Origin of the sequence: Azospirillum himalayense, assembly GCF_042657465.1 — a bacterium.
Taxonomy (GTDB): domain Bacteria; phylum Pseudomonadota; class Alphaproteobacteria; order Azospirillales; family Azospirillaceae; genus Azospirillum; species Azospirillum himalayense.
The window spans coordinates 146,239-171,386 of sequence record NZ_JBHSLC010000023.1 but is presented as its reverse complement, the minus strand read 5'-3'; the positions used below and the strand labels follow the sequence as shown (position 1 = coordinate 171,386).

Annotated in this window: 23 protein-coding genes; 12 read left to right on the top strand and 11 right to left on the bottom strand. The window is 70.5% G+C overall.

Features of this window, described 5'->3' with window-relative positions; all coding sequences use genetic code 11:
* The first annotated feature begins 189 nt into the window (after window positions 1-189).
* Together msrP and ACFPMG_RS14855 are read left to right on the top strand one after the other, a co-directional pair.
* A complete protein-coding gene (gene msrP, locus ACFPMG_RS14860; RefSeq protein WP_376995867.1) occupies window positions 190-1,137 on the top strand; it encodes a protein-methionine-sulfoxide reductase catalytic subunit MsrP in 948 nt (315 codons plus the stop codon).
* Window position 1,138: 1 nt separating this feature from the next.
* Entirely contained in the window at window positions 1,139-1,780 is a 642-nt protein-coding gene (locus tag ACFPMG_RS14855; protein ID WP_376995866.1) for a protein-methionine-sulfoxide reductase heme-binding subunit MsrQ, read from the top strand.
* Here the strand turns inward: ACFPMG_RS14855 and ACFPMG_RS14850 are convergent.
* Genes ACFPMG_RS14850 through ACFPMG_RS14840 form a run of 3 tightly spaced genes read right to left on the bottom strand, consistent with a single transcriptional unit; the run spans window position 1,768 to window position 4,623 of the window.
* Entirely contained in the window at window positions 1,768-2,586 is an 819-nt protein-coding gene (locus ACFPMG_RS14850) for an ABC transporter ATP-binding protein (protein WP_376995865.1), read from the bottom strand. The two genes, ACFPMG_RS14855 and ACFPMG_RS14850, sit on opposite strands and share 13 nt — an antisense overlap.
* Window positions 2,583-3,668 carry a FecCD family ABC transporter permease gene (locus ACFPMG_RS14845; RefSeq protein WP_376995864.1) on the bottom strand — a complete coding sequence of 362 codons (1,086 nt, stop codon included), beginning with the start codon at window positions 3,666-3,668 and terminating at the stop codon, window positions 2,583-2,585. The genes ACFPMG_RS14850 and ACFPMG_RS14845 overlap by 4 nt, the downstream gene beginning before the upstream one ends.
* Window positions 3,592-4,623 carry an iron ABC transporter substrate-binding protein gene (locus tag ACFPMG_RS14840; RefSeq protein ID WP_376995863.1) on the bottom strand — a complete coding sequence of 344 codons (1,032 nt, stop codon included), beginning with the start codon at window positions 4,621-4,623 and terminating at the stop codon, window positions 3,592-3,594. The genes ACFPMG_RS14845 and ACFPMG_RS14840 overlap by 77 nt, the downstream gene beginning before the upstream one ends.
* Window positions 4,624-4,989: 366 nt before the next feature.
* Here ACFPMG_RS14840 and ACFPMG_RS14835 point away from each other — a divergent pair, with 366 nt between their 5' ends.
* Together ACFPMG_RS14835 and purT are read left to right on the top strand one after the other, a co-directional pair.
* Window positions 4,990-5,487 carry a hypothetical protein gene (locus tag ACFPMG_RS14835; RefSeq protein ID WP_376995862.1) on the top strand — a complete coding sequence of 166 codons (498 nt, stop codon included), beginning with the start codon at window positions 4,990-4,992 and terminating at the stop codon, window positions 5,485-5,487.
* A gap of 97 nt (window positions 5,488-5,584) precedes the next feature.
* The gene (gene purT / locus ACFPMG_RS14830) at window positions 5,585-6,754 is read left to right on the top strand and encodes a formate-dependent phosphoribosylglycinamide formyltransferase (RefSeq protein WP_376995861.1); all 1,170 of its coding nucleotides are present in this window, start codon (window positions 5,585-5,587) and stop codon (window positions 6,752-6,754) included.
* Window positions 6,755-6,821: 67 nt separating this feature from the next.
* Here the strand turns inward: purT and ACFPMG_RS14825 are convergent, their stop codons facing one another.
* The 8 genes from ACFPMG_RS14825 to ACFPMG_RS14790 form a co-directional block, all read right to left on the bottom strand.
* The gene (locus ACFPMG_RS14825) at window positions 6,822-7,103 is read right to left on the bottom strand and encodes a cytochrome C oxidase subunit IV family protein (protein WP_376995860.1); all 282 of its coding nucleotides are present in this window, start codon (window positions 7,101-7,103) and stop codon (window positions 6,822-6,824) included.
* Between the two features lie 4 nt (window positions 7,104-7,107).
* Window positions 7,108-7,698 carry a cytochrome c oxidase subunit 3 family protein gene (locus tag ACFPMG_RS14820; protein ID WP_376995859.1) on the bottom strand — a complete coding sequence of 197 codons (591 nt, stop codon included), beginning with the start codon at window positions 7,696-7,698 and terminating at the stop codon, window positions 7,108-7,110.
* 110 nt (window positions 7,699-7,808) lie between these two features.
* Window positions 7,809-7,964, bottom strand: a complete 156-nt coding sequence (locus ACFPMG_RS14815; protein ID WP_353861736.1) for a hypothetical protein — start codon at window positions 7,962-7,964, stop codon at window positions 7,809-7,811.
* A 103-nt stretch (window positions 7,965-8,067) separates the two neighbouring features.
* Entirely contained in the window at window positions 8,068-9,273 is a 1,206-nt protein-coding gene (locus ACFPMG_RS14810) for a CoA transferase (RefSeq protein ID WP_376995858.1), read from the bottom strand.
* Between the two features lie 159 nt (window positions 9,274-9,432).
* Window positions 9,433-10,185, bottom strand: coding sequence for a glucose 1-dehydrogenase (locus ACFPMG_RS14805; RefSeq protein ID WP_376995857.1), 753 nt, complete (start codon window positions 10,183-10,185; stop codon window positions 9,433-9,435).
* A 120-nt stretch (window positions 10,186-10,305) separates the two neighbouring features.
* Window positions 10,306-11,265 carry a LysR family transcriptional regulator gene (locus tag ACFPMG_RS14800; protein WP_014199620.1) on the bottom strand — a complete coding sequence of 320 codons (960 nt, stop codon included), beginning with the start codon at window positions 11,263-11,265 and terminating at the stop codon, window positions 10,306-10,308.
* A 112-nt stretch (window positions 11,266-11,377) separates the two neighbouring features.
* Window positions 11,378-13,066, bottom strand: coding sequence for an acyl-CoA dehydrogenase family protein (locus ACFPMG_RS14795; protein WP_376995856.1), 1,689 nt, complete (start codon window positions 13,064-13,066; stop codon window positions 11,378-11,380).
* 42 nt (window positions 13,067-13,108) lie between these two features.
* Window positions 13,109-15,778 (bottom strand): 2-oxoglutarate dehydrogenase E1 component, encoded by a 2,670-nt coding sequence (locus tag ACFPMG_RS14790; protein WP_376995855.1) that lies wholly within the window; start codon window positions 15,776-15,778, stop codon window positions 13,109-13,111.
* A 389-nt stretch (window positions 15,779-16,167) separates the two neighbouring features.
* On the opposite strand from ACFPMG_RS14790, the gene ACFPMG_RS14785 reads away from it, so the two are divergent.
* From ACFPMG_RS14785 to ACFPMG_RS14750, 8 genes are all read left to right on the top strand, one after another.
* The gene (locus tag ACFPMG_RS14785) at window positions 16,168-17,253 is read left to right on the top strand and encodes a TRAP transporter substrate-binding protein (RefSeq protein ID WP_014199615.1); all 1,086 of its coding nucleotides are present in this window, start codon (window positions 16,168-16,170) and stop codon (window positions 17,251-17,253) included.
* Between the two features lie 103 nt (window positions 17,254-17,356).
* Window positions 17,357-18,004 (top strand): TRAP transporter small permease subunit, encoded by a 648-nt coding sequence (locus tag ACFPMG_RS14780; RefSeq protein ID WP_376995854.1) that lies wholly within the window; start codon window positions 17,357-17,359, stop codon window positions 18,002-18,004.
* A 169-nt stretch (window positions 18,005-18,173) separates the two neighbouring features.
* Window positions 18,174-19,964: a TRAP transporter large permease gene (locus ACFPMG_RS14775; RefSeq protein ID WP_417281703.1), complete on the top strand. Its 1,791-nt coding sequence runs from the start codon at window positions 18,174-18,176 to the stop codon at window positions 19,962-19,964.
* Window positions 19,965-19,989: 25 nt separating this feature from the next.
* Window positions 19,990-20,970: a ketopantoate reductase family protein gene (locus ACFPMG_RS14770; protein ID WP_376995852.1), complete on the top strand. Its 981-nt coding sequence runs from the start codon at window positions 19,990-19,992 to the stop codon at window positions 20,968-20,970.
* Between the two features lie 151 nt (window positions 20,971-21,121).
* Complete coding sequence (locus ACFPMG_RS14765) at window positions 21,122-22,576, top strand: aldehyde dehydrogenase family protein (RefSeq protein ID WP_376995851.1); 1,455 nt, start codon at window positions 21,122-21,124, stop codon at window positions 22,574-22,576.
* Window positions 22,577-22,605: 29 nt separating this feature from the next.
* Window positions 22,606-24,057, top strand: a complete 1,452-nt coding sequence (locus ACFPMG_RS14760) for an FAD-binding oxidoreductase (RefSeq protein ID WP_376995850.1) — start codon at window positions 22,606-22,608, stop codon at window positions 24,055-24,057.
* A gap of 30 nt (window positions 24,058-24,087) precedes the next feature.
* Window positions 24,088-24,837: an electron transfer flavoprotein subunit beta/FixA family protein gene (locus ACFPMG_RS14755; protein WP_376995848.1), complete on the top strand. Its 750-nt coding sequence runs from the start codon at window positions 24,088-24,090 to the stop codon at window positions 24,835-24,837.
* A 35-nt stretch (window positions 24,838-24,872) separates the two neighbouring features.
* A partial coding sequence (locus ACFPMG_RS14750) for an adenine nucleotide alpha hydrolase family protein (RefSeq protein ID WP_465252022.1) occupies window positions 24,873-25,148 on the top strand: 276 nt, incomplete at its 3' end.

Below are 25,148 nucleotides of genomic sequence, written 5' to 3'. Positions count from 1 at the left end.
CACCCTCACCCTCCCACCGCTTCGCGGCGGGCCCCTCCCTCTCCCGGGGCGGGAGAGGGGCTCGAAGACTCCTCACCTTTCGCTCACGAACTCGTGTCCCGCGCTTGATTTGCCGAGAGCGGCGACCAAGGCTAGATGAGGGACGGGGGGCGCTGTCGCCTCCCGGCGGCTTTCCTGTGGAGAGTGTTCATGCTCATCAAAGTCCGGAGCGCGTCGCAGGCCAGCGAGAACGAGGTGACGCCCCGCGGCCTGTTCCTGTCCCGGCGCTCGATCATGGCTGGCGGCGCCGCAGCCCTGGCGCTCGGCGGCACGGGTGTCCTGCCGGGTCCGGCGCTGGCCGCGCCCTTCCAGGCCCCGCTGACGGTCAGCCCGAAGGATCCCAAGCTGGACGCCCAGACTCCGATGAAGTCGGCGACCAGCTACAACAATTTCTACGAGTTCGGGACGGACAAGACCGACCCATCCGAAAACGCCGGCACGCTGCGCACCCGCCCGTGGGAGATCGCGGTGGACGGCGAGGCCGGCAAGCCCACCACCTTCGGCATCGAGGATCTGCTGTCCTTCCCGCTGGAGGAGCGTGTCTACCGCCTGCGCTGCGTCGAGGGCTGGTCGATGGTGATCCCCTGGGTCGGCTTCCCGCTGGCCGAACTGCTGAAGCGCGTCGACCCGACCGGCAACGCCAAATACGTCGCCTTCCAGACGCTGGCCGACCGCTCGCAGATGCCTGGCCTGAAGTACCCCGTGCTGCAATGGCCCTATGTCGAGGGGCTGCGCATGGACGAGGCCATGCACCCGCTGACCATTCTGGCGGTCGGCATGTACGGCGAGACGCTGCCCAACCAGAACGGCGCGCCGGTGCGGCTGGTCGTGCCGTGGAAGTACGGCTTCAAGTCGATCAAGTCGATCGTCCGCATCACCCTGACGCAGGACCAGCCGCCGACCTCCTGGAACCGCTCGCAGCCGCGCGAGTATGGCTTCTATTCGAACGTGAATCCGGAGGTCGACCACCCGCGCTGGAGCCAGGCGACGGAGCGCCGCGTCGGCGAGTTCTCCCGCCGCAAGACACTGCCTTTCAACGGCTATGGGGAAGAGGTGGCGTCGCTCTACGCCGGCATGGATTTGCGGAAGAACTACTGAGATGGCCGCGGTGTCGAAAGGTCCGGTCGCCCGGGCGCTGTCCTCGCGCTGGGCGAAGCCGGTGGTGTTCGTCCTGGGTCTGGTCCCGCTCGGCTGGATGGTCTGGCTGGGCGTGAGCGGCGGGCTGGGGGCGGAGCCGGTGGCCGAGGCGGTGCGGCAGAGCGGGCTGTGGGCGCTGCGCCTGCTGCTGGTCGCGCTCGCCGTCACGCCGCTGCGCATCCTGACGGGTCAGGCGGGGCTGGCGCGCTTCCGCCGGATGATCGGGCTGTTCGCCTTCTTCTACGCGCTGCTGCACGTCTCCGTCTATGTGGGGGTGGACCAATTCTTCGACTGGGCGGCGGTGTGGAAGGACATCGTGAAGCGGCCCTACATCACCGTCGGCATGGGCGCCTTTGTGATCCTGACGGCGCTGGCCGCGACCTCGACCAACGGAATGGTGCGGCGGCTCGGCGGGCGGCGCTGGAAGGCACTGCACAAGGCGGTGTTCGTCGCCGGGGCGGCGGGCTGCGTCCACTACGTCATGCTGGTCAAGGGCTGGCAGTACCCGCCCTTTGTCTACGCGGCGATCCTCCTGGGTCTGGTCGCGCTGCGCTACGCGAAGTCACCGGCGGCGGGGCGGCTCTCCCCGTCCTACCGGACCTGAGCCCGCACCGCCCGCTTCAGCCCAACTGGCAGGCACACCCGCATGCCATCCGCCCCCACGGCCACCACCTCGACCTCCGTCCCGTAGACCTCGCGCATCATGGCGGCGGTGATGACCTCCTCCGGCGTGCCGAAGCGGGCCAGCCGCCCGCCGTGCAGCAGCGCCACCCGGTCGGCGATGGCAAAGGCCTGCTCCGGGTGGTGTGTGGAGAAGACGACGGTCAGGCCCTCGCCTCCCTCGCCGTCCGCCAGCCGCCGCACCTGCTCCAGCACGCGGACTTGGTTGCCGAAATCCAGGCTGGCGGTCGGCTCGTCGAGCACCAGGACACGCGGCGCCTGGGCCAAGGCGCGGGCGATCAGGGCCATCTGCCGCTCGCCGCCGCTGATGCGCAGCCAGTCGCGCTCCGCCAGATGCCCGATGCCCAGCCGTTCCAGCGCGGCCTCGGCGGCGGCGTGATCGGACGCGGCGGGGGCGCTGAAGGCGCCGCGGTGGGCGGTGCGGCCCATCAGCACCATCTCGCGCACGGTGAAGGGAAACTGCCCCGCCCCGGCCTGCGGGACGTAGCCGAAGGCCAGCGCCCGGCGGCGTGGCGACCAGCCGGCGGTGTCCTCGCCATCGACCCGCACCCGCCCGCCGCGCGGCGGCAGCAGGCCGAGCAACGTCTTGAACAGCGTCGTCTTGCCGCCGCCGTTGGGGCCGAGCAGGCACAGCACCTCCCCCGCCGCCACGGAAAAGCCGACCCCGGCGCCGACCACCCGCTCGCCGTAGCCGAAGGCGAGGTCTTCCACCGACAGCCGCGCGCTCATGACCAGCCGCGCTTTCCGAAGGCGAGCAGCCAGAGGAAGACCGGCGTGCCGATCACCGCGGTCAGCACGCCGAGCGGCAGCTCCACCGGCCCCAGGCTGCGCGCCAGCGTGTCCACCGCCAGCAGATAGGCCGCCCCCAGCAGCACCGCCGTGGGCAGCAGCCGGACGAAGGCCGGGCCGACCATCAGCCGGGCGAGGTGCGGCACCAGCAGCCCGACCCAGCCGACGATGCCGCTGACCGACACCGCGGCGGCGGTCATCAGAGTCGCCGCCACGATCACCACGACCCGCACCACCCGCACCGGCACACCAAGCGCCGTCGCCTCCTCGTCGCCCAGCGTCATCACGTCCAGCCGCCAGCGCAGCAGAACCAGCGGCAGCAGCGCCACCGCCACCGGCGGGACCAGCGCCGCGAGGTCGCCGCGGTTGACCGCCGACAGGCTGCCGAGCAGCCAGAAGGTGATCGCCGGCAACTGGTTGTAGGGGTCGGCCAGATACTTCAGCAGAGCCACGCCGGAGCCCAGCAGCGCCCCGATCACCACGCCGCCCAGCACCAGAACCAGCACCGGGTCCCGCCCGCGGATGGCCGAGGCGACGGCCAGCACCACCCCGACCGCCAGCAGCCCGCCCGCGAAGGCCATGCCCTGGATGGCGAGGACCGGCAGCGAGGCGAAGATGCCCAGCACCGCCCCCAGCGCCGCCCCCGACGACACGCCGAGGATGTCCGGCGAGACCAGCGGGTTGCGGAACAGCCCCTGATACGCGGCGCCCGAGGCGGCCAGCCCCGCCCCCACCAGCATGGCGGTCAGCACGCGCGGGCCGCGGATGTCCCAGATCACCGTCTCCACCGCCGGGGCGACGGCGGCGCTCCCGAGCCCCAGCTTTGCCGCGAGCAGCCCGGCCAGCTCCCCCGGCGAAACGGGATAAGCGCCGGTGCTGAAGGCGACGCAGACCGCGGCGACCAGCAGCGCGGCCACCCCGCCCAGCGTCAGCGCGAAGGGGACCTCACCCCGGCGGGCGGCTGCCGGCGAGGAGGGCGTCGATCTGCTCCGCGGTGGGCTCCCGGTGGTAGAAAAGGGCATAGAAGCGTCGCGTCTCCTCGCGCAGATCCTCCGGAAACAGCTCCGGATAGAGGACGGCGCCCAGCCAGCGCAGGCCGAGCAGGCGGTTGGCGGCGGGCGGGGAATCGATCCAGGTGAAGGGCAGCCCCGGCGAGAGGTAGACGCGCCGGTCGCGCACCGCCTTCACCCCCTGCCACAGCGGGTCGGTCCACACGCTCTCGTAAAAGCCGCGGTCGATGGTGACGATGGCGTCCGGCTGCCAGGCCAGCACCTGCTCCATCGACACGTTCACCAGCCCGCCGTTGCCGAGATTCTCCGCCGCGACGTTGCGCACCCCGGCCACATCCAGCGCCTCGACGTTGATGGAGCCGCGGATTCCGGTCTGCAGGCCGCGCGGCCCGCGCGCCATGTAGACCTTCAGCCGCTTGTCCTCCGGCACGCCGTCGAAGCGGCGGCGCACCTCGGCCAGCGTCGTCTCGGCGTAGCGGGCCAGTTCCTCTCCCCGCTCCGCCACGCCCATCAGCGCGCCGAGCGTGCGGAAGGTGCGCGCGGACTCGGCGAGATGCCCGTCGATCAGCAGGGTCGGCACCCGCGTCTGCTCCTGCACGCGGTCGGCCAGCGACACGAAGGTCGGGGCGGTGCTGCCGACATCGACGACGACGTCCGGCTTCGCCGTCACCACGGTTTCCAGGTTGACGGTGTTGCCCCGCCCGGTCAGCCGCCCCAGTTCCGGCAGGTCGGCGTAGCGGTCGGGCAGGAAGGGCCGCTCCGGCGGGCTGATCGCCCGCGTCCAGCCCAGCAGCCTGTCGGGCGCCAGCATGTAGACGACAACGGAGGCTGGCGGCCCAGCGGGAAACACGCGCTCCACCCGCTCCGGCAGGGCGACCCGGCGCCCGGAGGAGTCCGTGACAATCCGCTCCGCCGCCGCCGGCCCGGCCAGCAGGGCGAGCAGCAGCCCGGTGCCCGCGCCCGTCATCCATCTATGCCTGCCCGCCATGCCGATCCTGCTTCTCCCGTAATCTCCTCCAAAGCATGGGGTCTGCGCCCGCCACCGTCCATACGACAATTGCCATTGAATCCCCTCTCCCGCCCCGGGAGAGGGAAGGGGCCCGCGCAAAGGCGCGGGAAGGGTGAGGGTCCCGGCAATCGGCAAGCGCCTTGATCCTCGGCTCTACCCTCACCCGCCCGCTTCGCGGGCACCCTCTCCCGAGGCGGGAGAGGGATACTGGCCTTCGGGCAGACGAGCCATACAGTGAGGTGAAGGTCACGCTTTGGCCACGGGCGGCCTCTCCATCCGAACGGATAGGGTGCGGCGGTCCGCTCACCACCCCCGAGCCGCTCCATGACCGCATCCGCCCTCCGCCGCGCCGCCCTCGCCGCCGCCTCCTTGCTCGCGCTGTCCGGCTGCGCCGGGTTCGGCTCGGCGGTCACGGGGGTGACCACGGCGGGCGTGGCGGCGACGGTCGGCTCGGCCACCGGCAATCCGGTGCTGGGCATCATCGCCGGCGCCGGGGCCAGCTACGGCATCGACCAAGGCGTGAAGTACGCGGAACGGCGGATCACCGACAACGTCCACAACGCGGTCGCCCGCGCCGCCGGCCCGCTCGCCGTCGGACAGGCGGCGACCTGGACGGTGGAGGAGAAGCTGCCGCTGAGCGGCAAGACCGGCACCGTGCAGGTGGCGCGCGGCTTCGGCGAGGCGATCCCCTGCAAGGACGTGGTCTTCACGCTGGACGACACGCCGGACCTGAACGTCACGACGATCTGCCGGGCCAAGGACGGCCAGTGGCGCTGGGCGTTGGCCGAACCCTCCACCCGGCGCTGGGGCAGCCTGCAATAGCGCCCGGTCCATGCGGCGTACGCATGCAGTCGGCCATGTACGCACGGCCCGCGTTGGGGTAAAGCTCCGCGGGCGTCTGCGTCACGGGAGTCCGCGCATGTTCACGGCCAAAATCCTTCTTCTCGGCTCGGGCGAACTCGGAAAGGAGTTCGTCATCGCCGCCAAGCGCCTCGGTTGCGAGGTCATCGCCTGCGACAGCTACGCCAACGCCCCGGCGATGCAGGTCGCCGACGCGGCGGAGGTCTTCTCCATGCTCGACGCGGACGCCCTGCGCGCGGCCATCGCCAAGCACACGCCGGACTTCATCGTGCCGGAGGTCGAGGCCATCCGCACCGAGGTGCTGCACGAGTTCGAGGACGCCGGCCTGACCGTCGTCCCCTCCGCCCGCGCCGCCACCATGACCATGAACCGCGACCGCATCCGCGAGGTCGCCGCGGTGGAGCTGGGCCTGCGCACCTCCAAGTACCGCTACGCCGAAAGCCTGGAGGAGGTGATCGCCGGGGCGGAGCACACCGGCCTGCCCTGCGTCATCAAGCCGGTCATGTCCTCCTCCGGCAAGGGGCAGAGCACCGTCCGGACCACGGCGGAGCTTGAGGCCGCCTGGACCTACGCCGTCGCCAACATGCGCGGCGACCGCCGGAAGGTCATCGTCGAGGAGTTCGTGCCCTTCGAGTACGAGATCACCCTGCTGACCGTCCGCACCCGCGAGGGCATCCTGTTCTGCGAGCCGATCGGCCACCGGCAGGAGCGCGGCGACTATCAGGAATCCTGGCAGCCGGTGCCGATGCCCGCGGCGCTGCTGGACGACGCCAAGGACATGGCGGCGAAGGTCGTGGACAATCTCGGCGGCTACGGCATTTTCGGCGTGGAGTTCTTCGTCACCAAGGACGAGGTGGTCTTCTCCGAGCTGTCGCCGCGCCCGCACGACACCGGCATGGTGACCCTGCTGTCGCAGAACCTGTCGGAGTTCGACCTGCACGCCCGCGCCATCCTGGGCCTGCCGATCCCGGCGATTCACGTCCGCGGCCCGGCCGCCTCCGCCGTCATCCTGGCCGACCGCGAGGCCGAGCGCTTTGCCATCGAGGGTCTGGCCGACGCCATGCGCGTGGGCAGCGCGGAGCATGACGTGGACGTCCGTCTGTTCGGCAAGCCGACGACCCGCAAGAACCGCCGCATGGGCGTGGCGCTCGCCGCCGGCACCGACACCGACGACGCCCGCGAGCGCGCGCTGAAGGCGGCCTCGGCGGTCGGCATCCGCTACGAGTGAGGTTACGGAGCCGGGCGCGACCGCCGACCTTCGGCGGCGCGGTCCGGCTTTGGGCGCGAACCGCCGCTCAGCGCAGAGCCGCTCCGATCAGCGGATAAAGAACGTAGATCCCGAAGAGCGCCACCCCCAGCAGGGTGAGCAGCATCCGGAACCCCACCCGCCAACCGCCGTCCGCGCGGTGAAGGTCCAGATAATGGGTGAGAATCCGGTCGGCCTTGACGTTGGCCGCGGCGAGGACGAGTCCGCTCCCGAGCGGGCCGAGACCGCCGGTGCCCTCGCCGTGCCCGGCCCACATCGAGACGGCGGTCAGGAGCATCAGAACCATCCAGGTGCGTGTCAGGATCACCATCGCTTCACCTCAGCAGATAGACGATGGGGTAGAGCAGCACCCAGATCAGGTCCACCATGTGCCAGAATGCGGCCCCGGTCTCCAGATTCTCCAGGCTGTCCCACCACGTGACGATGCCCAGGACGACGAGCCCCGCGGCGACGTGCATCGCGTGAAAGCCGGTCATCAGGTAGTAGAGCTGGAAGAAGCTGTTGCTCTCCAGCGTGAGGCCCCGGCCGATCTTGTCGCCGTACTCGACCGCCTTGATGGCGAGGAACAGGCCGCCGAGGGCCATCGCGCCGAGCATCGCCGCGCGATGGGAAAGGCCCAGGGCCCGGCGCCGCACGGCGACCGCGACCAGCCAGCCGCTCGTCACCAGGACCATGGTGTTCACGCCGCCGAGCAGACGGTCCAACTGCGCTTGGGACGCGTCGAAAGTCGCCGTGTCGAGGGCGCGCGTCACCGCGAAGCCGATGAACATCGCCCCGAAGGCCGCCAGCTCCCCCAGGATGAGAATCCACATCATGGGGTTGCCGGGCAGGCTGGAGAGGGGTCCCCAGTCGGCGGCCTCCCCGTCCACAGCGACGACCGACGTCGATACGGGAGTTTCCGTCATGTCCGCTGTGCCTCCGGAAGTGATGACCGGAAGGGACCATGACGCGGGACAGGGGCGCCGTCTTTGCCCGAGGGCAAACTCGCGGCCGGTTGCCGATCAGATGACGCCGGTCACTGATAGCCGCCCTTTTCCGCACGCTCCCGCGCGGCGTCCTCCTGGGCCTTGGTCATCTCGTCCTTGGTCGCCGCCGGCTGGTCGTCGGGCTTGCCGGTCGCGCGGTCGTTCTCGGCTTGCGGTTGGGAGTCGGTGTTGCGGTTGTCGCCCATCGCGTCATCCTCCGGCATGAGGCGGGCCGATGCGGCCCGCCGTAAGCCTCACCAACACGCCCGCGCGCCGGTCGTCTCACTCCCCTGCGGAACGGGATTGCTGTCAGGCGACGATGCCGGCGTCGTGCAGGCGGCCGATCTCGGCGGACGGCAGGCCAAGCAGGTCGGCCAGCACCGCGTCGGTGTCCTGCCCCAGCACGGGCGACGGCCGGTGGTCGGTGCGCTCGCCCAGGCCGGGGAAGCCGAGGGGCGAGCCGGGAACCAGCAGCGGCCCGACCTCCGGCTGCTCGACCTCGCGGAACAGCGGGTTGGCGGTGGAGCAGCGCGCGTCCTCGGCCACCAGCTGGCCGAAATCGCGGTACGGCCCCCACAGCACGCCCGCCCCGGCGAAGGCGCTCTCCACCTCGGACAGGGTGCGTGCGGCGAACCAGGGGGCGAGCACGGCGGAGATGGCGTCGCGCGCCACAAAGCGCCCGCCCTCGTCGTTCATGTCCACATCCATCAGCGGACCGATCATCGCCAGCCGCTCGGTCAGCCCGGTCGCCTTGCCCAGCGCCTTCCACTGGCGGTTGGAGATGGCGACGACCATCGCCCGCCGCCCGTCGGCGGTGGCGAAGTCGCGCCCATAGGCGCCGTAGAGGTCGTTGCCCATCGGGGGCCGTACCGCGCCGTTCACCCGGACGTCGGCGAGGTAGCCGAGGTTGCCGACGGTCGCCAGCATCACGTCGGCCAGCGCCACCGTCACCTCCTGCCCCCGCCCGGTGCGGCGGCGGTGCCGCTCCGCCGCCAGCAGGCCGGTCGCCAGATAGAGGCCGGCGGCGACATCCCAGGCCGGCAGCACATGGTTCACCGGCTCGCCGCCGCGGCCGGTCGCCATCGGGAAGCCGCTGGCGCAGTTGACGGTGTAGTCGACCGCCGCCGACCCGTCCGGATTGCCGGTCAGCCGCAGCATGATCAGGTCATCGCGCTTGGCCGACAGCGCCTCGTAGCCCATCCAGCCGCTGGCCGGCAGGTTGGTCAGCAGGAAGCCCGCGTTTTCGCCCGAGGCGGTGATGATCGCCTGGGCGATCTCCCGCCCCTCCGGCCGGTCGAGCGCCAGCGTCACCGACCGTTTCGCCTTGTTCAGCGCGGTCCAGTAGAGGCTGGTGCCGTTCGGCGCCACCGGCCAGCGCCGGTAGTCGATGTTGCCGCCGATGGGGTCAATGCGGATCACCTCGGCGCCCAGCTGGGCCAGCGTCATGCCGCCCAGCGGCGCGGCGATGAAGGCCGACACCTCGACGACGCGCAGATCGGAGAGAAGCGAGGACATGGGAGTCTCGGTCCAGATGGAAACAATGCGGTTAACGGGTGCCCCCACCCCGGCCCTCCCCCGCTGGGCGGGGGAGGGAGATTTTCGCGAGGGCGGCGGCAGTCCCCTCCCCTGCGTGAGCGGGGGAGGGTTAGGGTGGGGGCTAACGGCCGACGCGCTTTACACGCAGCGCCCGCCGTCGATCTCCAGCACCACGCCGGTCAGGAAGGCCGCCTCGTCCGACGCGAGGTAGAGGGCGGCGTTGGCGACGTCGGTCGGCTGGCCCAGGCGGCCGAGCGGAACGATGCCCATCATGCGCGCGCGCTTCTCCGGGGTGTCGCCGCCCATGAAGGTGGCGAGCAGCGGCGTCTCGGTGGCGACCGGGGCGAGCGCGCAGACGCGAATGTTGTCGGGCGCCAGCTCCAGCGCCAGCGACTTGGTGATGTTGTGCACGGCACCCTTGGTCGCGTTGTACCAAACCAGGCCCGGACGCGGCCGCAGGCCGGCGGTAGAGCCGAGGTTCAGGATCACGCCGGACTTCTGCGCCCGCATGGTCGCGACAACCGCCTTGGAGTAGAGGTAGATCGACTTGACGTTCAGCGCGAAGACGCGGTCGAACTCCTCCTCGGTCACGTTCTCGAACGGGCCGTTGGCGTGGGTGGAGCCGGCGTTGTTGACCAGGATGTCCAGCCGCCCGAACTTTTCGACGGTGGCGCCGATGGTCATCTCGACGTCAGCCATCTTGGTGACGTTGGCGGCGATGCCGATGGCGGACTCGCCCAGACGTTCGGCGACCGCCTTGGCGGCGTCGCCGTTGATGTCCACGACCGCGACGCGGCCGCCCTCGCGCACGAAGGTCTCGGCCATCGCGAGGCCCAGCCCCTGCGCCGCACCGGTGATCAGGGCGACCTTGCCGTCCAGACGCTTCGTCATTCTTGCTTCCTCCCCAAGGGATTATGTGGTGTTGGGGAGGCTATCCGCGCCGCACCGGCCGTGCTATGGACCATCCGTCATAGCTGCTATCAGCCCGCACAGCCGGTCATGACCATCGCGTCAGGGAGCGCTGTTCTCCCCGGCGCTGCCGGGGGCGACGACCTTGCCCTTGAGCACGCCGTTGGCGACGCATTTCGCCACCTCGGCGTGGATCAGCCGCAGCAGGGCGCGCGTCGCCTTCGACACCGGCTGGTGCAGCGGCGTCGCGGTGACGAGCATGGCGTGCATGTCCTTCGAGCTGATCTCGCGCGCGATCAGCCGGCCCTGCCGCACCTCGCGGTGGACGGCGCCGAAGGGCAGGATGGTCGAGCCCATGCCCTCCTCCACCAACTGCTTGATCGCGGTGACGGAATCGATCTCCATGTCGACCTGGAGGTCGATGTCGGCCCGCCGCACCGCCGCGTCGACCACCCGGCGCAGCCCATTCTCCAGCCCCGGCAGGACGAAGCGCAGGCCACCCAGAGTCTCCACCTCGACCGGCCCGTCGTCGCCGGCCACCGCGTCCTTGGCGGGCTGGACGAGCAGCAGATTCTCGACGAGCAGCGGCGAGGACAGCATGCTGCGCCCGCGCCGGGCGTCGTAGAGCACGGCGAGGTCGAGCCGCCCCCCCTCGACCCATTCCAGCAGCGTGCCGCTGAACACCTCGTGAATGCGCAGCGTGGCGTCGGGGTAGTTCTCGTGGAAGCGGCGGGCCAGCGGCGCCCCCAGCGTGGCGCAGATCGACGGGGGAAGACCCAGCGTGACGGAGCCGGTCAGCCGCTCCGACTGGTCCTGGATCTCCTCCTTGATCTCCGACAGCGCGCCCAGCAGATGGCGCACCACGTCGTAGAGCTTGCGCCCCTGCTGGGTCAGCGAGACGCCGCGCCCATGGCGGTAGAACAGGCTGGTGCGCAGCTCGTGCTCCAGCTTCTGGACCTGCCGGCTGAGCGCCGGCTGGGTGATGCCAAGCTTGACCGACGCCTTGGAAAAGCTGCCAAGGTCGGCCACCTGAACAAAGTAGCGCAGTTCCAGAAGTTCCATCGCGGGACAGGTCTCGTCATTCGGCCTCCGCGTCGGATAGCGAATACGCCGGTATGACACAAGCGGAGTCCTGGCAGGTCAGTCCTGCCCGGTCCTCCGCCGTGTCTCGCGATCAATTGCGCCGGGTGAGCAGGCCGCGCGCCACAACCTGGGCCTGGATTTCCGCCGCCCCTTCGAAAATATTCAGAATACGGGCGTCGCACAGCACACGGCTGATCGGATACTCGACCGCATAGCCGTTGCCGCCATGGATCTGCACCGCGTTGTCGGCGTTCGACCAGGCGACGCGCGCGGCCAGCAGCTTCGCCATGCCGGCCTCGATGTCGCAGCGGCGGTCGCTGTCCTTCTCGCGCGCGGCGAAATAGGTGAGCTGGCGGGCGATCATCGACTCCACGGCCATCCAGGCGATCTTGCCGGCGACGCGCGGGAAGGCGGCGAGGGGGCGGCCGAACTGGACGCGCTCCTGGGCGTAGCGCAGGCCGAGTTCCATCGCGTTCTGCGCCACCCCGACGGCGCGGGCGGCGGTCTGCACGCGGGCGGATTCGAAGGTCGCCATCAGCTGCTTGAAACCCTGGCCCTCGACGCCACCCAGCAGGTTCCCGCGCGGCACCGCGAAGCCGTCGAAGCCGATCTCGTACTCCTTCATGCCGCGATAGCCGAGCACCGGGATCTCGCCGCCGCTCATGCCCTCGGCCGGGAAGGGGTCGGCCTCGGTGCCGCGCGGCTTCTCGGCCAGCAGCATCGACAGGCCGCGGTAGCCAGGGGCGTCCGGGTCGGTGCGCACCAGCAGGGTCATCAGGTCGGAGCGGCTGCCGTGGGTGATCCAGGTCTTCGCCCCGGTGACGCGGTAGGTGTCGCCGTCCAGCACCGCGCGGGTGCGCAGGCTGCCCAGGTCGGAACCGGTGTTGGGCTCGGTGAAGACGGCGGTCGGCAGAATTTCGCCCGACGCGAGGCGCGGCAGCCAGCGCGCCCGTTGCTCGGCGGTGCCGCCCAGCCGGATCAGCTCGGCGGCGATCTCCGCGCGGGTGCCCAGCGAGCCGACGCCGATGTAGCCGCGCGACAGCTCCTCCGTCACCACGCACATGGCGAGCTTGCCCATGCCGAGCCCGCCGTCCTCCTCCGGCACGGTCAGGCCGAAGACGCCCATCTCGGCCATCTGTTCGACGACCGGCATCGGGATCAGCTCGTCCTTCAGGTGCCACTCGTGGGCGTGCGGCTCCACCACGTCGGCGACGAAGCGGCGGAACTGCTCACGCACCATGTCGAGCGCCTCGTCCTCCAGCGCCGCCTCGCCGAAGCCGCTCCCGTGCAGCGCGTCGGCCAGCAGCTCGGCGATGCGCAGCCGCAGGGCGGAGGCGTTGCCGGCGGCGATCAGCCGGCGCACCGCCTCGGTGCGGAAGGCGGCGCGCTCCGCGTCGTCCAGCCCGAAATCTGCAGGGCGGACGATCTCGCCCTGGCTCATCGCCAGACCGCCGTCGAGCTGGGCCAGATACTCGCCGAAGGCGGCCTGGAGCATGCACGCCTCCAGCTCGCCCAGCCGGCCGGCGCGGTCCAGCCGCTCCGCCCAGCCCTGCATCTGGCGCAGCGCCTCGGCGTAGGTCGCCACCCAGGCGAAGCCGTGCGCCGCCACCTGATGGCGGTCGAGAGCCGCCGCATCGACGCGCCCGCCCGGCGCCACCAGCGCGGCGACGCCGCGCTCGGCGGCCTCGGCCAGCCGCGCCACCGCGTCGAGCGCCACCGCCGTGGTGGATAGCAGGTCGGACAGCGGAAGCGGGCCGTTGGAGGTTGGTGTGGACGACATGGCGCGTTTCCTCGGTGCGTGTTGTTTTGGTGTCGTTCTTGCTCAGTCCGCCGCGATCGTCTCGCGGGGCGGGAGGGACGCGGCGATCCCGGCGAAGGCCTGCTCGACCAGCCGGCGCTGGTCGGCCTCGTGGTCGCCGTGGAAGCTGCCGGCGGGCGACGCCGCCTCGTCACGGGCCACGCAGGCGACGCGCGGTTCGGCGCAGCCGGCGGCCGCGCGCAGCGCCTCCAGGCGGCGGTCCAGATAGGTCCAGGCGCCGAGATTGCACGGCTCCTCCTGCACCCAGGCGCAGGACGCGCCCGGCCAGCGGCGGAACAGCGCCGACAGAGCGGCGTCGGGCAAAGGGTACAGCATTTCCAGCCGGACCACCGCCACCGCGTCGGCCCCGCGCTCGGCCCGCTCGCGCTCCAGCTCGTAGGCCAGCTTGCCGCTGCACAGCAGGATGCGCTCGACCCGCGCCCCGGCGGTGACGATCACCGGCTGGAAGGCGGTGCCCGGCGCGCAGTCGGCCAGGGTCGACACGGCGGCGGGCAGGCGCAGCAGCGTCTTCGGGCTCAGCACCACCAGCGGCTTGCGGTCGCGGCGCAGCATCTGCCGGCGCAGCAGGTGGAAGTAGTTGGCCGGGGTCGAGGGGTGGGCGACGCGGATGTTGTCGCGCGCCGCCATCTGCAGGAAGCGCTCGGGCCGGGCGGAGGAGTGTTCCGGCCCCTGCCCTTCCAGCCCATGCGGCAGCAGGATGACGAGGCCGGAGGGCTGGCGCCACTTGTCCTCGGCGCTGACAATGAACTGGTCGATCATGATCTGCGCGCCGTTGGCGAAGTCGCCGAACTGCGCTTCCCAGATCACCAGCGCGTCGGGCCGCTCCAGGCTGTAGCCGTACTCGAAGCCGAGGACGGCGTATTCCGACAGCGGGCTGTTGACCACGTCGAACCGCGCCTGTTCCACATCCAGATGGTTCAGGCTGACATGGCGGCGCCCGGTGACGGTGTCGGTCAGCGCGAAGTGGCGGTGCGAGAAGGCGCCGCGCACCACGTCCTGGCCGGTCAGCCGCACCGGCGTGCCCTCGGCCAGCAGCGTGGCGAAGGCCAGCGCCTCGCCGGTCGCCCAATCCAGCGGCTCCTCGGCGCGGCGGCGGATGACGCGCTCCACCTTGCGGTCCACGGCGAGCCCGTCGGGAATGGCGGCCAGCGCCGCCAGCAGCCCGCGCAGCCGGTCGTCGGCGATGCCGGTGTCCGGTTCCGCGGGAAGCGTACCGGCCGGAGCGAAGGGCGCCCAGCGCCCGCCGGGGAAGCCATCGTGGTTCGGCCGGTGGTCGGAGGCCGCGGCCAGCGCCTCCTGGAAGCGGGTCTTGTGCCCGGTGGCCAGCGCCTCCGCCTCCTCGGGGCCGACCAGACCGTCGGCGGCCAGCCGCTGCGCGTAGAGCGCGCGGGCCGGCGGGTGGGCGTCGATCGCCTTGTAGTCGAGCGGCTGGGTGAAGCGCGGCTCGTCGATCTCGTTGTGGCCGTTGCGGCGGTAGCCGACGAGGTCGATCACCGCGTCGCGCCCGTGCGCCTGCCGGAAGGCCACGGCGAGGTCGGCGGCGCGCAGCGCGGCGTCGGGATCGTCGGCGTTGACGTGCAGGATGGGGCTGTCCACCGCCTTCCACAGGCCGGTGCAGTGGAGCGAGGTCCGCGCCTCCTCCCGCTCCGTGGTGAAGCCGATCTGGTTGTTGACGATGACGTGGATGGTGCCGGCGACGGTGAAGCCGGGAACGCCGGACAGTTGCAGCGCCTCCGTCACGCTGCCCTGGCCGATCACGCTGGCGTCGGTGTGCAGCAGCACGCAGAGCACCCGCTTGGCGTCGCCGCCCTGCGCCCGCTCCAGGTCCTGGCGCGCCCGCGCGCGGCCCAGCGTGACCGGGTTGATCGCCTCCAGGTGCGACGGGTTGGGCGACAGGGTCAGGGCCAGCGACCGCTCGCCGAAGGACAGGGTGCTCTCCACCCCCATGTGATAGGGCACGTCGGCGGGAACCGGCGGGTCGGCCAGGAAGGGGTGCATGCCCTTGATCCCGGCGAACAGCTCGACCAGCGGCTTGCCCAGCGCGTTGGCCATCAGGCTGAGCCGGCCGCGGTGCATGGTCCCGACCTGCACCTCGGTGACGCCCGCCGCCGCCGCCGCCGCGAGAATGCGGTCGAGCAGCGGGATCAGCGTTTCCATGCCCTCCGCCCCGAAGCGCTTCTTGGTCGGGTAGCGGACGCCGAGCAGCCGTTCGAACTCCTCCGCCGCGGTCAGCAGCGCCAGCGCCCGGCGGCGCGCCTCGGCGGGCGGAGCGGTCTCCGCCCCCTCATAGGCGTCGCGCAGCCAGGAGCGCAGGGCCGAATCGTCGATGTGCGCGGTCTCCAGAGTCAGCGTGCCCTGATAGAGCCGGCGCAAGCGCGCGGTTTCAGTGTCTTCGGACACGGAAGATGCGGAGGGCGCGGCACGGCCCAACGGGTCGAGGGCGGCGGTGGCGTGGCCGCGCTGGCGGATCTCCTCCTGCCGCAGCGGAACCGTCGGATCGCCGGCCGGACCGCCCGGCGGTGCCCCGGCGGGAACGGCGCCCAGCTCGTCCAGGATCTGGAAGACGGCGCGCCAGCTCACGTCCACCGACGCGGGGTCCTCGCGGAAACGTTCCTGCAACGCTTCGAGATAGGCGGCTCCGGCGGCGTTGAGCGGAGAGGACGGCCTAGACATGGCGCACACCGTTCATGCGATTGAACATCCGTCGGTTTGATGGCGGTCGGAGACCAGTTGCCCCCAGCTTATCGACCCATTGCGCGGCGCGGAGCGCATGGCGTGCCTGTAGCAGATATTCATTGCGGGCATAGCAAACCGTCCGCGCCCGCACCGGTCGGGGTGGGGCCTCCGCGGGTTTCGGGCGAAACCGTTCGTACCGCTGATGGCTTGCCGCGCTTATGGCTGATATGCCGGCAATACGCATTCCGCTGTGCGGCCGCCTGATCCACTGTCAGGGTCACCACCCCCTCCCCGGCCACCCGCCGGGGGCCAAGCGCCTCGGGCCGGCATCGCCTCGTCCGGGCAACAAAAATCTCGGCCACAAAAATTTCGGGAGGAAGATCCACATGAAGCGCCGTCAATTCTTCAAGGGTGCCGCCGTCGTTGCCGGCGCCTCCACCCTCGCCGCCCCGGCCATCGCCCAGTCGGAGCCGACGATTCGCTGGCGCTGCGTGTCCAGCTTCCCGAAGAACATCGAGGTGCTCTACGGCAGCGCCGAGGTGCTGGCGAAGAACATCGCCGAGGCCACGGACGGCAAGTTCCAGATCCAGGTCTTCGCCGCCGGCGAACTGGTCCCGGCGCTGCAGGCGCTCGACGCCGCCAGCAACGACACGGTGGAGATGGCCCACACCGCTTCCTACTACTATGTCGGCAAGGATCCGAGCTTCGCCTTCGGCTGCTGCCTGCCCTTCGGCCTGAACACCCGCCAGCAGAACGCCTGGTTCTACCATGGTGAAGGCGGCAAGCTGCTGGAGGAGTTCTACGCCGGCCACAACCTGAAGGCGCTCGCCGGCGGCAACACCGGCTCCCAGATGGGCGGCTGGTTCCGCAAGGAAATCAAGAATGCGGAAGACCTCAAGGGGCTGAAGTTCCGCATCTCCGGCCTCGGCGGCCAGATCCTGTCCAAGCTGGGCGTCGTGCCGCAGCAGGTCAGCGGCGGTGACATCTACCCGGCGCTGGAGCGCGGCACCATCGACGCCGCCGAGTTCAACGGCCCCTACGACGACGAGAAGCTCGGCCTCTACAAGATCGCGCCGAACTACTATTACCCGGGCTGGTGGGACGGCACCTCGCTCCAGCATTTCTTCATCAACACGAACCGCTGGAACAGCCTGCCCAAGCATTACCAGGCGGCGCTGACCTCGGCGGCGGCGCTCGCCAACGTCGACAGCGTGGCGCGCTACGACGTGCTGAACCCGGCGGCGCTGAAGCGTGTGGTGGAGAAGGGTGCCAAGCTGCGCGCCTTCCCGCAGGACGTGCTGCAGGCCAGCCACAAGGCGGCCATGGAGCTTTACGACGAGCTGTCGGACAAGAACCCGACCTTCAAGAAGTTCTACGAGAGCTACCGCCGCTTCCAGACGGACTCGAACCTGTGGAACCAGGCGTCGGAATACGCCTACGACAGCGCCGTCCTCCGCCTCGCCCGGCGCTGATCCGGCACGTCCTCAACCATGACCGGGGAGCGGGGCCGCCGCTCCCCGGCCGTGGCATCGTCGCGTTCCGCGCGACCGGCTTTTTCGGGAGGGCCTGCCCACCATGCCGAGCCCCAACGCTTCCCCTTTCATGACGGCCCTGGTCGGGGCCTGCCGGCTGGTCGACGCGGTCACCGCGCGGCTGGGCAAGGCGATATCCTGGCTGATCGTGCTGGCGATCCTGGTGTCGGCCGTCAACGCGGTCGTCCGCAAGATGTTCGACATCAGCTCGAATTCCTGGCTCGAACTGCAATGGGTGCTGTTCGCCGCGGTGTTCCTGCTCTGCTCCCCCTGGACACTGAAGGAGGACGAGCACATCCGCATCGACATCGTGAACGCGCAGCTCGGCAAGCGCGCCCGCGACACCATCGACCTGTTCGGCCATCTGACCTTCCTGCTGCCCTTCAGCTTCGTGATGCTGGTCACCTCCTGGCCCTTCGCACTGGCCTCCTACGCGATCGAGGAGCAGTCGATGAACGCCGGCGGCCTGCCGCAATGGCCGGCGAAGATGCTGATTCCGCTGGGGTTCACCGTGCTGTTCATCCAGGGCCTGTCCGAGCTGGTCAAGCGCGCCGCGATCATGTCCGGCCATCTGGAGGACGACAACCACCGGGCCGGCGGCCATCAGGCGGCGGCCGAGGCCGAGGCGGAACGGCTGCTGGCGGCCGAACGCGAGCGCACCACCCACCCCGACACCCTTCCCAGCCGGTGACCGCGCGATGAGCACGACCTCCCCCACCCCTTCGCCGCGCGCCGTCCGGCTGTCGGTCATCTCCCTGGTGCTGCTGGCGGTGGTCGCCGTGGCGCTCTACGTGCTGCCGGTGCCCGGCGCCGCGGCGCTCGCCGAACAGGACGGCTGGCGCGGCTGGTTCGGCCACAACATGGCGCCGATCATGTTCGCCACGCTGGTCGGCATGCTGCTGCTCGGCTATCCGGTGGCCTTCGCGCTGGCCGCCAACGGGCTGCTGTTCGGCCTGATCGGCATCGAGATCGGGCTGTTCCGCCCCGACCTGTTCCAGGCGCTGCCCGAGCGCGTCTACGGCACGATGAACAACGACGTGCTGCTCGCCGTGCCCTTCTTCACCTTCATGGGTCTGGTGCTGGAGCGGTCTGGCATGGCCGAGGATTTGCTCGACACCATCGGGCAGCTGTTCGGCTCGATCCGCGGTGGCTTGGCCTACGCGGTGATCTTCGTCGGCGCTCTGCTCGCCGCGACGACCGGCGTGGTGGCCGCGTCGGTGATTTCGATGGGCCTGATCTCGCTGCCGATCATGCTGCGCTACGGCTATGATCGCCGTCTGGCGTCGGGCGTCATCGCGGCGTCGGGCACGCTGGCCCAGATCATCCCGCCGTCGCTGGTGCTGATCGTCATGGCCGACCAGCTCGGCCGCTCGGTCGGCGACATGTACGAGGCCGCCTTCATCCCCGGCCTGCTGCTCGCCGGTCTCTACGCCCTCTACGTCTTCGTCGTCTCGATGATCTGGCCCAAGGCCGCCCCCGGCCTGCCGCCGGAAGCCATCGCCCACCGCGAGCCGAACGGCGCGCGCGGCGTCTGGCAGCTCGGCCTGCTCGCCCTGTTCTCGGGCGCGGTCGCGACCTGGGTGATGGGCCGCACGGACGTCAAGTCGGGCGCCGACTACGTCGTGCTGCTGCTGTCGGTGGCGGTGCTGGTCGCCTTCCTGGCGGCCGCCTTCAACCGCGGCTTCGGCGCGCAGCGCCTCGTCCTGCAGACCGTCGCCACGGCGGCGCTGACCGCGGCGGCGGCATGGCTGACGGTCAACGAATGGACCACCCTGGCCCTGATCGGCGATTCCATCGCGGCGGGCGCGCTCTACGCCCTGGCGGTGGCGGTGGTGGAGCGGGCGACCGGCCGGCGCCTGATCTCCCGCATGGCCGAGCAGGCGACCTTCGTCATGGTGCCGCCGCTGGCGCTGATCTTCCTGGTGCTGGGCACCATCTTCATCGGCCTCGCCACCCCGACCGAGGGCGGCGCCATGGGCGCCGTCGGCGCGCTGGCGCTGGCGGCCATGAAGAAGCGCCTGAACTTCGACATGGTGCGGCAGGCGACCTATTCGACGGCCAAGCTGGCGGCCTTCGTGCTGTTCATCCTGATCGGCGCGCGGGTGTTCTCGCTGACGTTCTACGGCGTCAACGGCCACATCTGGGTCGAGGAGCTGATGGTCTCACTGCCCGGCGGGCAGATGGGCTTCCTGATCGCGGTCAGCGTGATGGTCTTCCTGCTGGCCTTCTTCCTCGACTTCTTCGAGCTGGCCTTCATCGTCATCCCGCTGCTCGCCCCGGCGGCGGATCGTCTGGGCATCGATCTGGTGTGGTTCGGCGTCATCCTCGCGGTGAACATGCAGACCAGCTTCATGCACCCGCCGTTCGGCTTCTCGCTGTTCTTCCTGCGCTCGGTGGCGCCGAAGGTGCCCTACATCGACCGCATCACGAAGAAGGAGACGGCCCCCGTCCTGACCAGCCAGATCTACTGGGGTGCGGTGCCCTTCGTCGTCATCCAGCTCGTCATGGTGGCTCTGGTGATCGCCTTCCCGCAGATGGTCATGCATTACAAGTCGACCGCCACCAAGCTCGACGACAAGCAGATCGAGGAGCAGTTCAAGGGCCTCGGCGGCGATCTGAACGACGACCTGCCGCCGCTGGAATTCAAGTGATCGGGACTGAGGAAGGGAGAGCGACATGCGCATCGCCGTCGTAGGGGCCGGAGCCGTTGGCGGCGCGCTGGCCGGGTACCTTGCCGCCACGGGCCGGCACGAGCTGTCGCTGCTGGCCCGCGGCGCCCATCTCGCGGCGATCCGCGAGAACGGGCTGACCGTGCAGACTCCGAAGGGGACGCTGACCAGCCGGCCGCGGGCCAGCGATTCCTCCGCGGACCTCGGCCCGCAGGACGTGGTGATCGTCACGGTGAAGGGGCACGGGCTGCCGGCCCTGGCCGCGTCCTTCCCGGCGCTGTGCGGGCCGGACACGCTGGTGGTGGCGGCGCAGAACGGCATTCCCTGGTGGTACCTGTACGGCGCCGGGGACGGCGTGACACCGGAGCCGCTGGAGGTGGTCGATCCCGGCGGCGCCGTCTGGTCGGCCATCGGGCCGGAGCGGGTCGCCGCCTGCGTGATGGAGGTGCTGCCCGCCCGCATCGTCGAGCCGGGCGTCGTCGCCCACACCGCCCTGCCGGTGCTGGCCTTCGGTGCTCCCCGGCCCGGCGACCACGCGGAGAAGCTGGCGGCCCTGGCCGACTCCTTCAACGCGGCGGGCGCCACCGCCCGCCTCCCCGCCGACATCCGCGTGCCGCTGTGGAGCAAACTGATGCTCAACATGGCGGTCGGCCCGACCAGCGTGCTGACCGGCGCCACCATGGGCGCCATGGAGCAGGCCCCCGGCATGGCCGCCGTCCAGGGCCGGCTGATGCGCGAATGCCTGAACGTCGCCCATGCCTGGGGCGTCGCCCTGCCCGACGACATCGACGAGCGGCTGAGCCGGGGCAGCGGCGTGCCCGGCCACAAGCCGTCGATGCTCCAGGATTTCGAGGCGGGGCGCAGCATGGAGATCGACCCCATCGTGACCACCGTCCTGGAGCTGGCCCGCCGCCGCGGCGTGCCGGTGCCGACCATCGAAACATTGTGGGCGCTGACCGCCCTGAAGGAGCGGGTGGCGCGCGCCTGAGCGCACTTGCCCCCACCCTAGCCCTCCCCCGCTCACGCAGGGGAGGGGACTGCCGCCGCTTCGCGCATGGCTCCCTCCCCCGCCCAGCGGGGGAGGGCCGGGGTGGGGGCAGGACCAGCGCCACCAAAGAACGTCCCCGGAGAAAAACGACATGTCCCCCGCTTCCGATCGCATCACCAACTTCATCGCCGGCTCCTGGCGTGCGGGCCGCGACCGGCTCGACATCTTCAACCCGTCGAACCTCGACGAGCTGGCCGGCTCCTACTCGCTGGCCGGCGCCGAGGACGTGACGGAGGCCGTCGCCGCGGCGCGCGCCGCCCAGCCGCAATGGCGCGCCGCCACGGTGGAGCAGCGCTCGCTGGTGCTCGACGCCATCTCGCGCGCGCTGTTCGACCGCAAGGACGAGCTGGCCCGCATCGCCGCGACCGAGGGCGGCAAGACCATCCCCGACGCGCTGGGCGAGATCACCCGCGCCGCCCACCTCGCCCGCTTCTTCGCCGCCGAGGCGCTGCGCGCGCCGGGCGAGACGCTGGGCTCGGTCCGGCCCGGCGTCGAGGTCGACGTGACGCGCGAGCCGGTCGGCGTCATCGGCCTCGTCACGCCCTGGAACTTCCCGGTCGCCACGCCGATGTGGAAGATCGCCCCAGCGCTGGCCTTCGGCAACGCGGTGATCTGGAAGCCGTCGGAGAAGACCCCCGGTATCTCCATCGCCGTCACCCGCCTCATCGCGGAGGCGCTGGAGGCCCACGGCATGCCCGCCGGCCTGTTCAATCTGGTGATCGGCGCCGGTCCCAACGTCGGGGCCGCCGTGGTCGACACGGTGGACGCGGTGTCCTTCACCGGGTCGGTCAACACCGGACGGCGCATCGCCGTGCGCTGCGCGGAGCGCATGATCCGCGTCCAGCTCGAACTGGGCGGCCAGAACCCGCTGGTCGTGCTGGGCGACGCCGACCCGGAGCGCGCCGCCGAGATCGGCGTCAACAGCGCCTATTTCCACGCCGGCCAGCGCTGCACCGCCACCGGCCGCTTCATCGTCGAGGACTCCATCCACGACGCCTTCGTCGCCGCGATGACGGAGCGGATGGCGGCGCTGCGCGTCGGCCACGCCCTGTTGCCGGAAACGCAGATCGGCCCGGTCATCGACGAGTTCCAGCTCACCAAGAACCTGCAATACATCGACACCGGCCTGAAGGAAGGCGCACAGTTGGCCTCCGGCGGCGGGCGGCTGGACCGGCCGACGCGCGGCTGGTTCCTCGCTCCGACCCTGTTCACCGAAACCAGCAACGCCATGACCATCAACCAGGAGGAGGTCTTCGGCCCGGTCGCCAGCGTCATCCGCGTCAAGGATTACGAAGAGGCCCTGGCGGTGGCCAACGACACCGACTATGGCCTGTCTTCGGGCATCATCACCAACTCGATGAAGCACGCCCGCCACTTCCAGGCCAACATCCAGGCCGGCATGACCATGCTCAACCTGCCGACGGCCGGCGTCGACTACCATGTCCCCTTCGGCGGCCGGAAGATGTCGAGCTACGGCCCGCGCGAGCAGGGACGCTCCGCCATCGAGTTCTACACCATCATCAAGACGGCCTATCGCGCGCTGTGACGCCGAACCGAAGCCCAGGGAGAGCCTTCTTGTCCAACGACACCCTGACCACCGGGCGGCCGGACTTCGCGACGGCCGTGCTCGCCCCCATTCACGCCATCGTCGGCGACCGCGGGCTGATCACCGATCCCGGCACCATGCAGCCCTTCATGGAATCCTGGCGCGACGGCTGGGTCGGCCGCTCGCCCGCCGTAGTGCTGCCCGACAGCACCGAGGCGCTGGCCGCGGTGGTGCGCATCTGCGCCGAGACGCGCACCCCCATCGTGCCCCAGGGTGGCAACACCGGCCTGACCGGGGCCAGCCAGCCGCACGCCGACGGGACGGAGATCGTCATCTCCACCAACCGGCTGAACCGCATCCGCGAGATCGACATCGACAACGACACGATGACGGTGGAGGCCGGCTGCATCCTCGCCAACATCCAGAACGCGGCGCGCGACATCGGCCGGCTGTTCCCGATGAGCCTCGCCGCCGAAGGCTCCTGCCAGATCGGCGGCAACATCGCCACCAACGCCGGCGGCGTGCAGGTCGTGCGCTACGGCAACATGCGCAACCTCGTCGCCGGGCTTGAGGTGGTGCTGCCCGACGGGAGGATCTGGGACGGGCTGCGCGGCCTGCGCAAGGACAACGCCGGCTACGACATGAAGCAGATCTTCATCGGGTCGGAAGGCACGCTGGGCATCGTCACCGCCGCGGTGCTGAAGCTGTCGCCGCTGCCGCGCGCCACCGCCACGGCGCTGGTCGCGGTGTCGGCCCCCAGCGACGCCGTCGATCTGCTGACCCGCGCCAAGGGCGTGGCCGGCGACCGCATCATCACCTTCGAGCTGATCCAGCGCGACTGCATCGACGTGGCCCGCCGCCATGTGCCGGACGTGCCCGACCCGCTGCGCGACCGCTACCCCTGGTACGTGCTGGTCGAGCTGGCCGATCAGGACGGCGGCAACCGCCTGATGGAGATGCTGGAAGGCATCCTGGAGGCCGGAATGGAGGCCGGGGAGGTGCTGGACGGCGTCGTCGCCGCCTCCAAGGCCCAGGCCGATTCGCTGTGGCGCATCCGCGAGGGCATCCCGGAGGGCCAGAAGCGCGAGGGCGTGTCCTTCAAGCACGACGTGTCGGTGCCGATCTCCCGCGTGGCGCGCTTCCTCGACCGCGCCAACGCGGCGCTGGAGCGGGAATGTCCGGGCATCCGCCCCTTCGCCTTCGGCCATCTCGGCGACGGCAACATCCACTTCAACCCGATCCAGGCGGAGGGCGGCGACCCGGCCGAATGGAAGGCGAAGCTGGCGACGGTCAACGCCATCGTCCACGACATCGTCGTCGAGCTGGGCGGTTCCATTTCCGCCGAGCACGGCATCGGACGGCTGCGCATCGACGAGATGCCGCGCTACAAGTCGCCGGTCGAGCTGGACATGATGGCGACGCTGAAGCGCGCCTTCGATCCGCACAACATCATGAATCCCGGCAAGATCCTGCGCGCCTGAGCGCGGTTCCGCCAGTCAAGGATTAAACCCATGAAGGTCCTCGTCCCGGTCAAGCGGGTGGTCGATTACAACGTCAAGATCCGCGTCAAGGCGGACGGCTCCGGCGTTGAGACCGCCAACGTGAAGATGAGCATGAACCCCTTCGACGAGATCGCCGTCGAAGAGGCCGTCCGCCTCAAGGAAGCCGGCAAGGCGACCGAGGTCATCGTGGTCACCGTCGGCCCGACGGCCGCGCAGGAGACGCTGCGCACCGGCCTCGCCATGGGCGCCGACCGCGGCATCCTGGTCCAGACCGACGCCGAGACGCAGCCGCTGGCCGTCGCCAAGGTGCTCAAGGCGCTGGTCGAGAAGGAAGGCCCGACTTTGGTCATCCTCGGCAAGCAGGCGATCGACGACGACTGCAACCAGACCGGCCAGATGCTCGCCGCCCTGCTGGGCTGGCCGCAGGGCACCTTCGCCTCCAAGGTCGTGCCGGGCGAGGGCTCGGTCACCGTGACCCGCGAGATCGACGGCGGCCTGGAGACCGTGCAGCTGACGCTGCCCGCCGTGGTCACCGCCGACCTGCGCCTCAACGAGCCGCGCTACGCCTCGCTGCCCAACATCATGAAGGCCAAGAAGAAGCCCATCGAGACGCTGGCCCCCGACGCGCTGGGTGTCGACGTGGCGCCGCGCCTGACCACGCTCAAGGTCGCCGAGCCGGCCAAGCGCAAGGCCGGCGTCAAGGTCGCCGACGTGGCCGCCCTGGTCGACAAGCTGAAGAACGAAGCCCGCGCGATCTGAGGGGCCAGTGCGCCTTGAAGGGAAAGTGATCTGACATGTCCATTCTCGTCATTGCCGAACACGACAACGCCGCGCTGAAGGCCGCCACGCTGAACGCGGTCAGCGCCGCCGCCAAGATTGGTGGCGACATCCATGTGCTGGTCGCCGGCCAGGGCGCCCAGGCCGTCGCCGAGGCCGCCGCCAAGATCGCCGGGGTTTCCAAGGTGCTGCTGGCCGACGACGCGGCCTACGCCCACCCGCTGCCGGAGAACGTCGCGCCGCTGGTCGTCAATCTCGCCAAGGGCGACGGCCCCGAAAAGTATGAACATCTT